Source organism: Salinisphaera sp. S4-8 (genome assembly GCF_040361235.1).
GTDB lineage: Bacteria > Pseudomonadota > Gammaproteobacteria > Nevskiales > Salinisphaeraceae > Salinisphaera.
Genome location: NZ_APNF01000014.1, coordinates 39523 through 52634, shown reverse-complemented (window position 1 = coordinate 52634; position 13112 = coordinate 39523). Strand labels below are relative to the sequence as shown.

Sequence of the window (13112 nt, the reverse complement as noted above, 5' to 3'; positions counted from 1 at the left end):
TCAGTTGCCGAGCGTGCGTTTAAGCCCTTCGTGGGATGCAACGAAACCCAGACTTTCATAGAAGCGCAGGGCATCGGGGCGTTGTTTGTCGGTGGTGAGCTGGATGAGTCGGCAGCCGTGTTCTTCTGCGCGCTCGATCGCCCATTCGAACAGCTTGCGGCCGAGGCCCTGGCCGCGTCGACTACCGGCGATGCGTACGCCTTCGCCAGCGCGCGCCAACTACCTTGATAGGTGAGATAGGGGATATAGGTTAGCTGCAGCATGCCCGCGATCTCGCCGTCCTGCTCGGCGACGATGAGTTCGTTGTTGGCGTCGGCATCGATCGCTGCGAACGCCTGTTTGTAACTTGTCGGCAACGGGTTGGAAGGGCACTCGCGTGTCGCGCCCAGGGCATCGTCGGCCAGCAGCTGCACGAGGGCGTCGAGATCTGCGGCCCGTGCAGTACGAAAAACGAGTTCGGACATGGTCACTCCCGGTGTTGTTGAACGCGGTCAGCCGGCGCGCTCGGCATCGGCGCTCTTGGCCTGTTTGTGGCTTTCTTCGTTCGCGCCGTGCTGCCAGTAGCTGGAGATATACATGTCCTCGCGCGCGACCTTGCGCTCTTGCTTGAGGTAGGTGCGCAGGCGGCGCATGACCTGGAATTCGCAGGCGCACCATATCGCGGCGCGGCCTGCGAGCCAGTCAAGTGCACAGACCGCATCGAGGAGGGCGTCGCTGTTCTCGCCGGGGTGTGGATTGATCACCCAATGCAGTTGCACGGGCTGTGGCGCGGCCAAAGGCTGGATATCGCGTTCGTCGAGCACTTCGATCACCGCATGGCCGCGGGTGTCGGCCGGCAGCTGTTCCAGGTTGGCGCTGATGGCCGGCAGGGCGGTCATGTCGCCGATGAGCAGCACCCAGTCGGCGCTGGCATCGACACGTTTTCTGGGACCGGGGCCGGCGATCGCGATGTGGTCGCCGGGCTGGGCGGTTTCTGCCCAGCGGGCAGCCGGGCCATCGTCGCTGTGGCGGACGAAATCGATATCCACGGCATCCGGGCGCTGGGCACGAATGGTGTACGTACGCAGCAAGGGCCTTTCACGCTCCGGGTGCGGGAGCTGTAGCTTCACATAGGCGCTCGGCTGGTCGGCCGGGAAGTCGATCATGCCTTCGCCGCCCAGCGTGATGCGCCACATGTTGGGCGTGATTTCGTTCTTGTCGAGCACGGTGAAATTACGGGGCGGGGCTTTTCGGTTCATTGCGGGTTCTCGTGGGTTTCGAGATTGACGATCATCGCTTCCGCGAGTTCGACGAAGCGCTTGATATCGGTCTCGGGCAGTGCGCGGGCCATGCGGGCGCCGGCCTCGGCTTCGACCGTGCGAATACGCTCGGCCATGGTGGAGCCGGCTGGGGTGAGTTCCAGTTGTCGATAGCGGCTGTCCTGGGGATGCGGGTAGCGCGTGAGCAGGCCTTCGCTTTCGAGATCCTTGATCAGGCGGGCGATATGGCCCTTGTCCTGGCGTGCGCGCGCAGAGATGTCCTGGGCAGATGTGCCGGGGTGGCTGGCAATGCCTTTGATCATGCGGATCTGGGCGACGCTCAACTCGATGCCCGCTGTCGCGTAGCCATCGCGCATCGCGCGTTTATAGGCGTGCAGCAGCTGATGCAGGGTTTCGCCGATCGGTGAATGCATGGCGGCAGTTAGTTGACCAAGGCAACTAATTATTTGTGCATTGGTTGACGTTGTCAACTAATGCGCTGCCCGGTCCGTAATCAGACCACCCGTAATCTGGCGGGTTGTTAAACTACGCCGCCTGTCATTCCCTGCCCGGCCTTTTGTCATGACGATCACTACCCGTTTCGCGCCGTCGCCGACCGGTTATCTGCATATCGGGGGCGCACGCACCGCGCTGTATTCCTGGCTACATGCAAAAGCCAGCGGTGGGCGCTTCGTGTTGCGTATCGAGGATACCGACCGCGAGCGCTCCACCGACGAGGCCGTGCAGGCGATTCTGGATGCCATGGCATGGCTCGATCTCGAGCACGATGGCGAGATTTACTACCAGACCAAGCGCTTCGACCGCTATGCCGAAGTCATCGATTGGTTGCTCGCCGAAGGCAAGGCCTATCGCTGCTATTCGAGCGCCGAGGAAGTCGAAGCCATGCGTGAGGCCGCGCGTGCCAAGGGCGAAAAGCCGAAATACGACGGCACCTGGCGGCCGATGCCGGGCAAGACATTGCCGGAGCCGCCCGCAGGCGTGGACCCGGTCATCCGTTTTGCCACGCCGCTGGATGGTCAGACCGTCATCCACGACATCGTCAAGGGCGATATCACCATCTCCAACACCGAGCTGGACGATCTGGTGATTGCCCGTGCCGACGGCACGCCCACCTACAACTTCTGTGTGGTGGTCGACGATATGGATATGGGCATTACCCATATCATTCGTGGCGACGATCATGTGAACAACACACCGCGCCAGATCAACATCCTGAAAGCGTTGATCGGCGACTTTGCCGAGCTGCCGGTCTATGCCCATGTGCCCATGATTCTGGGCGCCGACGGCAAGCGCCTGTCCAAGCGCCATGGCGCGGTGGGCGTGATGCATTATCGCGAAGAAGGATTCCTGCCGGGCGCGCTGCTGAACTATCTGGTGCGCCTGGGCTGGGCGCATGGCGACCAGGAAATCTTCACCCGCGAACAGATGCTCGAGCATTTCGATATCGAGCATGTCCAGGGCGGGGCCTCCACCTTCGACCCGGACAAGCTGCTATGGGTGAATCAGGAACACCTGAAGATGGCCGCGCCCGAGGCGCTGGTGGGCGAGCTGCGCTGGCATCTGGCACGGCTGGGCATCGAGGGCGTGGACGATACCCGGCTGGCCGAAATCGCCGCGATCCAGAAAGGCCGGTGCAAGACGGTGCTGGAAATGGCCGAGCAGAGCCTGTTCGTGTTCCAGCCGGTGGCTGAATACGAGCCCAAGGCGGTCAAGAAACATATCAAGACCGCCACGCCCGATCTGCTCGCCCAGGTACGCGACGGACTCGCGAAACTGGACGACTGGAACGGCGACGCCGCGAGTGCGGTGGTCAAGCAGGTCGCGGCCGACAACGAGGTCGGCATGGGCAAGGTCGCCCAGCCCATTCGTATCGCGGTGACCGGCGGGCCGGTGTCGCCGTCGATCGACGACACACTCGTTCTGCTGGGTCGCGATGAAACGCTGGCACGCCTGGATGCGGCGGTGGCCGCGTTTGCCGAGGGATAGGGTTATATACCGGGCACATCAACGGACTTGATTATGTACAAAGTTCAGCCTACGGGGTGAACATCAGGCCACTTCGCCCCTCGAGCGATCTGTCGTTCGCGGTTAGGGGCGGGTAAACCTGCTTGCGTGCGCACAGCTAGCTGAGTTTATAACGCATCAAGAAGTCATTTATCCGCCGGTCATGCCGATTCATTGACTTGGGCCGCGTTGGGACATCGACTGTATTGGCGCTGCAGCATCGGCGGCATTAGCGGTGCTCCGCAGATCGCACAGATCAAAGACAGGAAGGCGCGGCCGTTCGTTGCTGTCCGACGCATGGGCCGAGCGCTTTTTCATCTGTGTAATCTGCGAAATCTGCGGTTGCGCTTGAAGAACGAAGCCATCGCGCCGGCGAACACCGAAATCTACACACGGCGATGCCGGTAAAGCAGGGCGTTCAATTCGGCCAGGCTCGTGATCGTGTAATCGGGCACGATCGCCGTGTCATTCTCCGTACCTTCGCGGTTGAGCCAGACCGACGTCGCGCCGATCGCGTTGGCGCCGGCGATATCGGTGTCCAGCCCGTCGCCGATATGGATCATTTCTGTCGGGCCGCAGCCGGTATGCGTGAGCGCGTACGAGAACATGTCGGCTGCCGGTTTGGGACGGTGGGTGTCGTCGGCAAACGCGATTACGTCGAAGTAATCGGCGATCCCCAGCCGCTGTGGATGGGTATTGCCGTTGGAAAGCAGCGCGAGGCGCGGACCCGGATCAAGACCGGCGAAAAACGGGGCGGTGTCGGCATACAAGGGCGTCGAACCCAGCCGGTATTGCAGATAAGCCGTATAGAGTTGATCGGCCAGCCGGTCATCGCGCCGATCGTGTTCGGCGAGCAGCGCCTGAAATGCACGCCGGCGAATCTCGGCAAACGACAGGCCCGAGGCGCCTTCAGCGGCGAGGATGCGATCGCGTATCGCCATCATCGGCGCGATATTGACGAGTGTCGCGGCCAGATGCGGGCGCCGGTCGATGAGCAGCCCGCGCACCCGTTCCAGCGCCGTGCGCATGCCGGTGTCGAAATCCCAGAGCGTCATGTCGCCGTCGAAACTGAGCAGCCGATATCGCAACGCGCGGGTGACCGGATTCGTATCAAGGGAAATACCATAACAGCCACGCGCTCGCTACAATGCTTGTTCAATTGTCGAGGTCCGCATGTCCACTACCTATCTAGAACTGCAGGTGCTGAGCACCGGCCAGACCTCGCGCCTGGCCGAAATGTTTCGCCTGCTGGGCGAGCCCAATCGCCTGTCGCTGGTCTATGCCTGCCTCGAAGAGCCGCAGAGCGTGCAGACGCTGGCGGCCGATATCGATATTTCCATGTCGCTGGCCAGCCATCATCTGCGCCTGCTGCGCTCGGCACGCCTGCTACGCGCCGAACGGCGCGGCAAACAGGTCTTCTATGTCGCCGCCGACGCGCATGTACAGCGTGTGCTGCGAGATATGGTCCGGCACAGCGACGAGGCGTAGACGCCATGAGCCATGCACACGATCACGACCACGACCATGATCACGGTCTGGGCGGGCATCATCATCACGGCGGCAGCGGCCGCGTGCTGCTGTTCTCGTTGTGTCTGACGCTGGCCTTTGCCTTCGTCGAGGCGGTTGGCGGCTGGTGGGCGGACTCGCTGGCATTGATGTCGGATGCCGGGCACATGTTCACCGACAGCTCGTCGCTGGCGATCGGCGCGCTGGCGGCCTGGATGGCCAAGCGCCCGGCTTCCAAGGTGCATTCCTTCGGCCTGCAGCGTGCCGAGGTGCTGGGTGCGTTGATCAATGCCGTGCTGATGATCGCCGTGGTCGTCGCGATCGCCGTTTCCGCGATCCAGCGCTTTGCCGAGCCGCGAGACGTGGCCGGCATGCCGGTGATGATCATTGCCGGCATCGGTCTGGTGATGAATATCGTCGTGGCCGCGATTCTCATGCGCGGCGAACAGACCATGAACGTGCGCGGCGCACTGATTCACGTAATCGGCGACCTGTTGGGTTCGGTAGCCGCGATCGTGGCGGGTGCGGTGATCCTGCTCACCGGCTGGATGCCCATCGATCCGCTGTTGTCACTAGGCGTGAGCGCGCTGATTCTGGTTTCGGCGTGGCGGCTGCTCAAGGACGTGGTGCATGTACTCATGGAAGGCGTGCCCAAGGGGCTGGATGCTGCGCGTGTGAGCGATGAACTGGCGGGCGTCGAAGGCGTGCACTCGGTGCACGACCTGCATATCTGGAGCCTGTCCTCGAGCCAGCGCGCGCTGGCCGCGCATATCGAGATCAGTCGCATGAGCGACTGGCAGGCCATCCTGCCGCGGCTGCAGACACTGCTCGCCGAGCGATTTTCCATCACCCATACCACGCTGCAGCCGGAAGACCGCCAGACCGCGATGGCCTGTGCAATGGATTCGGATTGCGGCGTGGCCACGTAAGGGCAGACAACGGGCAGGGGTCGGCCATGTCGATACAACTCAAGCGTATCTACGACTCGGTATCCGAGAACGACGGACGCCGCGTTCTGGTGGACGGCATGTGGCCGCGCGGCGTCAAGAAAGCCGATGTGGAACTGGACGACTGGTACAAGTCGGTGGCGCCGTCGCGCGATCTGCGGCGCTGGTTCGGCCACGATCGCGATCGCTGGGAGACATTTCGCGAGCGCTATCGCGCCGAGCTGGATGGCTCCGACAATGAGGATCTCGACGCCCTGCGCGAAATCGTGGCCCGGCAAGACCAGGTAACGCTGCTTTTTGCCGCCCGCGATACCGAATGCAACCACGCCGTCGTGCTCAAGGACTGGCTGGAAGACGCCGCATGAGCGACACGGCCGGCATGAACGAGGCCGAACGCGTACGCGCGGCCTGTATCGAAGCCGCGCTCGCCGGCTACGAGGAGGCCGCTATCGCCGGTCTCTGCGGGGAAGGGGCGCTGGAGATGGCGATTAGCGCGATACGCCGTCTCGATATGGCCGAGATCCTAAACCACGGCGACGCCTCGGCGGCCGAAAATACCCGGCAAGGGGATAGCCCAGGCGCATAGCCGCGCCGCGGGCGAGCATGAAAAAGCCCGGGCGGCGTCCTGCGCACCCGGGCTTTGGAACTACGCGCGAGCGTCGGGCGAGCTATTTGCTCTGGTAGTACTGCATCAGAATCTCGGCGACTTCCGGACGCGAGAATTCTTCCGGCGGGGCGATGCCGTTGCCGAGCATTTCGCGCACCTTGGTGCCCGAGAGCAGCACGAAGTCGTCCTTGGTGTGATCGGGTACGTCGCGCATCATCACGACCTTGCCGAGTTTCTTCGAAAAGGCGGTGTGATCGGCCGCGAAGATCTCGATCTCCAGGGCATCGTCGGGCACGCGCTCCTCGAAGATGGTCTGGGCATCGAAGGGGCCGTAAAAGTCGCCCACGCCGGCATGGTCACGGCCGACAATGAGATAGGAGCAGCCGGCGTTCTGGCGGAACACGGCATGCAGCACGGCTTCACGCGGGCCGGCATAAAGCATGTCGAAGCCGTAGCCGGTGATCATCACCGTGTTCTTGGGGAAATAGTGGTCCACCATCGTACGGATGGCGGCATCACGCACGTTGGCCGGAATATCGCCGGGCTTGAGCTTGCCCAGCAGCATGTGCACGAGAATGCCGTCGGCGCCGGTGGCTTCCATGGCCATCTTGCAGAGTTCTTCATGCGCGCGGTGCATGGGGTTGCGGGTCTGGAAGGCCACGACCTTTTCCCAGCCGCGTTCGGCGAACTCGTCGCGAATCGACTGCGCGGTACGGAAGGTATCGGGGAAATCCTTCTCGAAATAGCTGAAGTTCAGCACCTGAATTGGCCCGTGCACGACATGGCGGCCAAGCGATTTGAAGGTGGCCACGCCGGGGTGTTCTTCGTCGGTGGTGGTGAAGATCTGCTCGAGCAGCGTGTTCAGCTCGTCGTCGCTGAATTCGTCGACGCCCTCGATGTCCTGCACCGCGATCACCGGGTTGCCTTGGACGTTTGGGTCGCGCAGGGCGATACGGGCCGCACCCTTGATCGGCTCGATATCGTCGACCAGGTTGAGCACCGGCACCGGCCAGAAAAGGCCATCGGCGGTGCGCAGGTTTTCGCCGACCGACAACGCATCGGCCTTGCTCATGAAGCCGGTCAGCGGATTGAAATAGCCGGCACCCAGCATCACGGCGTTGGCGGCGGCCGCGGAACTCACCGTAATCGCCGGCAGCTCGCGGGCTTCCTGTATCAGTTGCTCGCGGTCGGCCTCGTCGGCCACATACAGCGGATTGAGCGTATCGGAACCGTGCGGTTTGATCATGTCGTCGCGCCTTGGATTGTCGAATGGCAAAAACGAATCGCGCGGCGCCATCGGCGCTCGCGCGAGCTGCCACGGCCGGGCTGGACTGTGGCGCTCGGTTTTAGAATTTTGCGGATTCTAACGTATTGCGCGTGGGGATCGCGCAATGCCTGCCCGTAACGGGCGGGACAGCGCTTTACGAGCTTTTCTTGCTGGTATCGTTTTCGCAGTTGTCCGCGCGACACTCGCCGTAGAGCACGAGCGTGTGCTTGGACAGGTCGAAACCGGACTTCTGGGCCACGTCGCGCTGGCGCTGCTGGATCTCGGTATCGAAGAATTCCTCGATCTTGCCGCACTTCACGCAGATGAGGTGATCGTGCGGGCCCTGTTCCAGCTCGAACAGGGCATGGCCGTCCTCGAAATGGTGGCGAATCACCAGGCCGGCGTCCTCGAACTGGGAGAGCACGCGATAGATCGTGGCCAAGCCGATATCTTCGTCCTCCGCCATGAGGCGGCGATAGACATCCTCGGCCGAGAGATGATCTTCCCGGTTGTTTTGCAGCACTTCCAGGATTTTCAGGCGCGGCAGTGTCGCCTTGAGTCCGGCTTTGCGCAGATCGCTGGTTTCCATGCGTCGGCACCTCGATGAATCGCAGAACGGCCCGTGTCGATCGGGACCGTCCGGGCGCTGAATGCTTCAGCCCGGTCGTGGCGCCGTCCTAACGCGTATGATCGCGATCGTAGGTCAGCGCTCGGCCGATACAGCCTCGGCTAAGTTTACCTTCATGATAGGCCAATTGGCCAGACACGAAAGTGCTCATGATGCGGCTTTCAAACGTATGGCCGGCAAACGGCGACCAGCCGCACTTGGCCAGAATCGGTTCCCGGTCGACCACGGTCTGACCGGTCATGTCCACCAGCACCAGATCGGCCCAGTAGCCTTCGCGAATATAGCCGCGCTCTTCGATATCGAAGCGATCGGCAACATTATGCGCGCTCTTGGTCACCAGCTGTTCCAGGCTGAAGTGCCCGGCGCTGACCTGGTCGAGCAGCGACGGCATCGCATGCTGGACCAGTGGCAGGCCGGCGGGCGCGGCGAAATAGGGCTGATTCTTTTCCGAGAGTTGATGCGGTGCGTGATCCGTGGCCAATACATCGATGCGGTCGTCGGCCACTGCTTTCAACAGCGCCATCCGGTCGGCATGGGTCTTGATCGCCGGGTTGCACTTGATCAGCGTGCCGCGGGCGGCGTAATCGCTGTCCTCGAAAAACAGATGATGGGTACAGGCCTCGGCGGTGATCTGCTTGTTCGCCATCGGCCCGGTTTCGAACAGATCCAGTTCGTCGGCGGTGGTGATATGCAGGATATGCAGCCGTGCGCCGTGGCGCCGGGCCAGATCGATTGCCTTCGACGATGAGGCATAGCAGGCCTCGCGCGAGCGAATCACCGGATGCTCGCTCATGGGCACGTCCTCGCCGTAGAGATCGCGCGCGCGTTGTGCGTTGGCCTCGATCATCGGCGTGTCCTCACAGTGGGTGAGGATGGTCAGCGGCGAATGCTCGAAGATCTGTTCGAGCGCGGTGTCGTCATCGACGAGCATGCGTCCTGTGGAGGCGCCCATGAAGATTTTCACGCCGGCGGACAGGCGCGTGTCGAGCTTCTTGATTTCTTCGATGTTGTCGTTGGTGGCACCGAAGTGGAAACCGTAATTCGCCGTGCAGCGGCCTTTCGCCAGCGCATGCTTGGCCACCATCGCGTCGTGGTCGACGGTCGGCGGCTTGACGTTGGGCATGTCCATGAAGCTGGTGATGCCACCGGCCACCGCCGCGGCCGATTCGCTGGCCAGATCGGCCTTGTCGGTCAGGCCTGGCTCACGAAAATGCACCTGGTCGTCGATCATGCCGGGCAACAGGTAGTGCCCCCGGGCATCGATGACTTCGACATCGGACGGGGCAGCGATATGGGGGGCGATCTTTTCGATACGCCCGTCGCGAATCAGCACATCGGCTTCGCTGCGCTGGCCTTCGTTAACGAGACAGGCGTTCGCAATCAGATAATCGGTCATGCGGCGAGGCAGGTAGGAATTTGCCCCAGTTTATGACCTGTGAACGTTTCGTACGAGTCCACGGTCTCGGCTATGCCGGGCCGTGGCAGCCGGGATTGTCTTCAGGCGTGGCTCGACAAGTCGATGCCGCGCTCGGGCAGCATCACCGGAATGCCGTCGTCTACGCGATAGGCGGTATGCCGGTCGGCGGTGACCAGCGCGGCCTCGAGCGGGGCGTCGACCGGGCTGTCGTCGGCATAGCGTGCCTGGCCGGACTCGACCCGCGCGTTCAGCCGGGTGAGCGTGTCCTGATCGGCCAGCGTGACCGCCGCGCCCGATACCGGGCACACCAGAATATCCAGCAGTTTCTTGTCCACGAAGGCCACTCGTTGGGATCCAGGCCGGCGATTCTAGCATCGCCGGGTCGCCGGTCGCGCGCTATTCAAGAATCGCGGCCCGCGGCCGCTATCCGCTGTCAGGATATAAGGCGTAAACGAACGCAAACATGCGCTCGGCGCGCGAAGAGAATGGCATGCAAGACGCGACCGACTCCCTCATGAGTGTCTATCGACAGCGCATCCACCTGCATATGGTCTGGATCGCGCTCGGGTTCATTCTGCTGTGTGTCGGCGTGGGGCTGGTCACGGCCAGCCTGCTGCTCGCGCTGGCCGTGATCGTGCCGAGCGCAGCGTTGAGCCTGCTGGTCGTCTCTGTCGCCCCCGGCACGCGGGCGAGCGCGTTCATGCTCGCGCTGCAGTTCGTCGTGCTCGCGGCATTGCTGGTCGAACAGACCGGCGGCATGGTCGAAGCGCATCTGGGAATTTTCATCGGGCTGCTGGCCCTGGTCGCCTATGCCGACTGGCGTGTCATCGTCGCGGCAACCGCCATGGCGATCCTGCATGCGTGCCTGTTTGCTTATCTGCAATCACGCGGTCTGGTCACGTTCTATGCCGAGCCGGGCGATACGGCGGCCTTGGTGCGCCGGCTGGCGATGCACGTGAGTGTGCTGCTGGCCTATGCCGGTGTGCTCGTGTATCTGACGCGGCTGTCGGGGCGGGCCATTCGGGATCTGTGCGATATCCAGGTGTTCGCCGAAGTCGCCGAACGCGGCACGCTCACCCAGGCGTTTACAGCGGCGCGCCTGCAACGTCCGGCGATCGCGGCGGTCGCGCGTCTGCAGGCGCGGTTTTCGCAACGCCTGGCCACGGCCGGCAAGGCCGCGGATGCAGTACGCCGGCTCAGCGGCGATGCCACGCAGGCACAACAAAAGCTTCGGCTTCAGGCCGAGCGCAGCGGCGTGCATATCGAGCGCATGACCAAGAGCACCCAAACGCTGGCCAGCGCCAGCCGTGAAAGCACCGGCCAGGCCGAGCAGACCCGGGAACTGGCCACGAATGTGGGCGGCGCGCTCGATCAGAGTGCCCAGAGCGTACAGCGCCTGGACGATACGATGGCCCGGGTCGACGAAAGCGCGCGCGATATCGCCCGGCTGCTCGGCGAACTCGATGCGATCAGCCGACAGACCAACCTGCTCGCGCTCAATGCGTCGGTGGAAGCGGCCCGCGTGGGCGAGCAGGGGCGCGGTTTCGCGGTGGTGGCTGGCGAGGTGCGCACGCTCTCCCAGCGCAGCAGCGATGTGGCACGCGCGATCCGCGAACGCGTCGAGCATTCGCTCGGCCATGTCGAAACCGGGGTCGACGATGTCGAGCGCGCCGCCGAACGTATGCAGGCTGTGGTCGACGTGTTCGAACAGATCCAGCAGCGCATGCATGAAATCAGCGCCTCGAGCGGGGGCCAACAGGTCGGACTCGATGTGCTCGACGAGGGCATTCGCGCCATGCAGCAGGCAATGGCCGCCTCGGCGCAATCCATCGAAACCACGCGCGAGGTTGCTGATCGCCTGAATCGCGAAGCCGATCTGCTGGGCGAGGCGATCGGTTATTTTCGTATTCCCGACGACGATACACCCGGGCCCGGCGGGCGACGCGAACGCCGCCATCGTCAGCGTCCGCCCAAGGAATCGGTGACCGAGTCCGTACGCCGCGGCGTCTTGCCGACCTGAGCCGGGCGCTGCGGCAAAACGTCGCGACGCGTTTGAAAACAGCGGACAAGGTCAGCTGTCTGGGCACCGGATTAATATATGCTGTGTCGCCTGTTGTTCTGCACACGAGTGATCATGCGTGACGAGGTCAAGGACTACTACGGCCGTCAGCTCACCGGCAGTCAGGATCTGGCCACCACGGCCTGCTGCGATCAGGCCCCGCCGGCGCATCTAAAGCCGGTATTGGCCAAGCTCCACGACGAAGTGGTCAGCCGCTACTACGGCTGTGGTCTGGTGGCACCGGCCGCGCTTGAGGGCATGCGTATTCTCGATCTCGGCAGTGGCAGCGGGCGTGATGTCTATCTGCTGTCCGCCCTGGTGGGCGAAACGGGTGAAGTCGTGGGCGTCGACATGACCGACGAACAGCTGGAAGTCGCCCGCCGCCATCAGGACTACCATCGTCAGGCCTTCGGCTTCGAGCGCTCCAATGTGCGTTTTCTCAAGGGCTATATCGAGGCGCTCGACGAACTCGACCTGGCGCCGGCGAGCTTCGATATCGTGATCTCGAACTGCGTGATCAACCTGAGTACCGACAAGGCCAAGGTGCTGGCCGACGTCAAACGGTTGCTCAAACCCGGCGGCGAATTCTATTTTTCGGATGTCTATGCCGACCGCCGCGTGCCGGCCGAGCTGGCACGCGATCCGGTACTCTACGGCGAATGTCTGGCCGGCGCGCTCTACTGGAACGATTTCGAAAATCTCGCCCGTGCCAGTGGCTTTGGCGACCCGCGTCTGGTGGAATCGCGACGCCTGGGCATCGACAACCCGGCCATCGAAGCACGTCTGGGCAATATTCGTTTCTATTCGGCGACCTATCGGCTATTCAATATCGATGCGCTGGAGCCGGCCTGTGAGGACTACGGTCAGGCCGTGATCTACCACGGCACGCTCGCCGACATGCCGGATGCCTTCGTGCTCGATGGCCACCACAGAATCGAAACAGGCCGGGTATTTCCCGTCTGCGGCAATACCTGGCGCATGCTCGCCGAGAGCCGTTTCGCTGCGCATTTCGAGTTCATCGGCAATTTCGATACCCATTACGGCATCTTTGCCGGCTGTGGCACGACACTGCCTTTCGATGAAAATGTGCCCGCGCCAGCCGAGGCCGGTGGCTGCTGTTAGCACGAGGCCGCGGAGATTGGCTTAGGCCGCCAGGACGTAAGCCAACATGGAAAGCCCGCCTCGGGGTTGAAAGCGTTGGCAATCGGCCCCGCGGGCTGCGTTCCCTGTTGGATTACGCTGCGCTAATCCAGCCTGCGTCCTTGGTACCCATCTCCGGACTTTATGGGGCGTCGGCCGAAGCCGCGTAGGTTGGCTTAGGCCGACAGGCCGTAAGCCAACAGGGCACGGTTTCTGTGGCGCGTGCAAAAGACGCGGGTCGAATCGCTAACCCTTATTTGCGCTTTTAGCGTTCATTT

The 13112-nt window shown here is 62.8% G+C and carries 14 protein-coding genes and 1 pseudogene; 7 read left to right on the top strand and 8 right to left on the bottom strand.

The window, feature by feature from the left end; translation table 11 throughout:
- The 3 genes and pseudogenes from S4A8_RS16935 to S4A8_RS16925 form a co-directional block, all read right to left on the bottom strand.
- A pseudogene (locus S4A8_RS16935) lies at nt 1-464 on the bottom strand (GNAT family N-acetyltransferase).
- Nucleotides 465-491: 27 nt separating this feature from the next.
- Nucleotides 492-1238 carry a siderophore-interacting protein gene (locus S4A8_RS16930; protein WP_353221037.1) on the bottom strand — a complete coding sequence of 249 codons (747 nt, stop codon included), beginning with the start codon at nt 1236-1238 and terminating at the stop codon, nt 492-494.
- Nucleotides 1235-1672: a MarR family winged helix-turn-helix transcriptional regulator gene (locus S4A8_RS16925; protein WP_353221036.1), complete on the bottom strand. Its 438-nt coding sequence runs from the start codon at nt 1670-1672 to the stop codon at nt 1235-1237. Before S4A8_RS16925 ends, S4A8_RS16930 begins: the two co-directional genes overlap by 4 nt.
- A gap of 148 nt (nt 1673-1820) precedes the next feature.
- Here S4A8_RS16925 and gltX point away from each other — a divergent pair, with 148 nt between their 5' ends.
- Complete coding sequence (gltX, locus tag S4A8_RS16920; protein WP_353221035.1) at nt 1821-3245, top strand: glutamate--tRNA ligase; 1425 nt, start codon at nt 1821-1823, stop codon at nt 3243-3245.
- Between the two features lie 404 nt (nt 3246-3649).
- Here the strand turns inward: gltX and S4A8_RS16915 are convergent, their stop codons facing one another.
- A complete protein-coding gene (locus S4A8_RS16915) occupies nt 3650-4351 on the bottom strand; it encodes an HAD family hydrolase (protein ID WP_353221034.1) in 702 nt (233 codons plus the stop codon).
- A gap of 85 nt (nt 4352-4436) precedes the next feature.
- Between S4A8_RS16915 and S4A8_RS16910 the strand changes: the two genes are divergently transcribed.
- The 4 genes from S4A8_RS16910 to S4A8_RS16895 are packed head-to-tail and all read left to right on the top strand — an operon-like array spanning nt 4437 to nt 6302.
- Nucleotides 4437-4751, top strand: a complete 315-nt coding sequence (locus S4A8_RS16910; protein WP_353180755.1) for an ArsR/SmtB family transcription factor — start codon at nt 4437-4439, stop codon at nt 4749-4751.
- A gap of 5 nt (nt 4752-4756) precedes the next feature.
- A complete protein-coding gene (locus S4A8_RS16905; protein WP_353180756.1) occupies nt 4757-5698 on the top strand; it encodes a cation diffusion facilitator family transporter in 942 nt (313 codons plus the stop codon).
- Nucleotides 5699-5724: 26 nt separating this feature from the next.
- Nucleotides 5725-6081 carry a DUF488 domain-containing protein gene (locus S4A8_RS16900; protein WP_353221033.1) on the top strand — a complete coding sequence of 119 codons (357 nt, stop codon included), beginning with the start codon at nt 5725-5727 and terminating at the stop codon, nt 6079-6081.
- On the top strand, nt 6078-6302 hold the full coding sequence (locus S4A8_RS16895; protein WP_353221032.1) for an acetyltransferase: 225 nt from the start codon (nt 6078-6080) through the stop codon (nt 6300-6302). The genes S4A8_RS16900 and S4A8_RS16895 overlap by 4 nt, the downstream gene beginning before the upstream one ends.
- Nucleotides 6303-6384: 82 nt before the next feature.
- Here the strand turns inward: S4A8_RS16895 and sat are convergent, their stop codons facing one another.
- From sat to S4A8_RS16875, 4 genes are all read right to left on the bottom strand, one after another.
- Nucleotides 6385-7569: a sulfate adenylyltransferase gene (sat, locus tag S4A8_RS16890; RefSeq protein ID WP_353221031.1), complete on the bottom strand. Its 1185-nt coding sequence runs from the start codon at nt 7567-7569 to the stop codon at nt 6385-6387.
- A gap of 175 nt (nt 7570-7744) precedes the next feature.
- The gene (fur, locus tag S4A8_RS16885; protein ID WP_293623592.1) at nt 7745-8179 is read right to left on the bottom strand and encodes a ferric iron uptake transcriptional regulator; all 435 of its coding nucleotides are present in this window, start codon (nt 8177-8179) and stop codon (nt 7745-7747) included.
- A gap of 88 nt (nt 8180-8267) precedes the next feature.
- Entirely contained in the window at nt 8268-9614 is a 1347-nt protein-coding gene (locus S4A8_RS16880) for a dihydroorotase (RefSeq protein ID WP_353221030.1), read from the bottom strand.
- Nucleotides 9615-9715: 101 nt separating this feature from the next.
- Nucleotides 9716-9970, bottom strand: a complete 255-nt coding sequence (locus S4A8_RS16875) for a Trm112 family protein (protein WP_353221029.1) — start codon at nt 9968-9970, stop codon at nt 9716-9718.
- Between the two features lie 155 nt (nt 9971-10125).
- Here S4A8_RS16875 and S4A8_RS16870 point away from each other — a divergent pair, with 155 nt between their 5' ends.
- Nucleotides 10126-11655 carry a methyl-accepting chemotaxis protein gene (locus tag S4A8_RS16870; protein WP_353221028.1) on the top strand — a complete coding sequence of 510 codons (1530 nt, stop codon included), beginning with the start codon at nt 10126-10128 and terminating at the stop codon, nt 11653-11655.
- Nucleotides 11656-11769: 114 nt separating this feature from the next.
- Nucleotides 11770-12816, top strand: a complete 1047-nt coding sequence (locus S4A8_RS16865; RefSeq protein WP_353221027.1) for a methyltransferase domain-containing protein — start codon at nt 11770-11772, stop codon at nt 12814-12816.
- Nucleotides 12817-13112 lie beyond the last annotated feature (296 nt).

Excerpts from the sequence above, each read along its gene's own strand:
- sat (WP_353221031.1), bottom strand. The coding sequence starts at position 7,569 with ATGATCAAACCGCACGGTTCCGATACGCTCAATCCGCTGTATGTGGCC.
- S4A8_RS16880 (WP_353221030.1), bottom strand. The coding sequence starts at position 9,614 with ATGACCGATTATCTGATTGCGAACGCCTGTCTCGTTAACGAAGGCCAG.
- fur (WP_293623592.1), bottom strand. The coding sequence starts at position 8,179 with ATGGAAACCAGCGATCTGCGCAAAGCCGGACTCAAGGCGACACTGCCG.
- S4A8_RS16910 (WP_353180755.1), top strand. The coding sequence starts at position 4,437 with ATGTCCACTACCTATCTAGAACTGCAGGTGCTGAGCACCGGCCAGACC.
- S4A8_RS16930 (WP_353221037.1), bottom strand. The coding sequence starts at position 1,238 with ATGAACCGAAAAGCCCCGCCCCGTAATTTCACCGTGCTCGACAAGAAC.
- S4A8_RS16895 (WP_353221032.1), top strand. The coding sequence starts at position 6,078 with ATGAGCGACACGGCCGGCATGAACGAGGCCGAACGCGTACGCGCGGCC.
- gltX (WP_353221035.1), top strand. The coding sequence starts at position 1,821 with ATGACGATCACTACCCGTTTCGCGCCGTCGCCGACCGGTTATCTGCAT.
- S4A8_RS16870 (WP_353221028.1), top strand. The coding sequence starts at position 10,126 with ATGCAAGACGCGACCGACTCCCTCATGAGTGTCTATCGACAGCGCATC.
- S4A8_RS16925 (WP_353221036.1), bottom strand. The coding sequence starts at position 1,672 with ATGCATTCACCGATCGGCGAAACCCTGCATCAGCTGCTGCACGCCTAT.
- S4A8_RS16900 (WP_353221033.1), top strand. The coding sequence starts at position 5,725 with ATGTCGATACAACTCAAGCGTATCTACGACTCGGTATCCGAGAACGAC.
- S4A8_RS16905 (WP_353180756.1), top strand. The coding sequence starts at position 4,757 with ATGAGCCATGCACACGATCACGACCACGACCATGATCACGGTCTGGGC.
- S4A8_RS16865 (WP_353221027.1), top strand. The coding sequence starts at position 11,770 with ATGCGTGACGAGGTCAAGGACTACTACGGCCGTCAGCTCACCGGCAGT.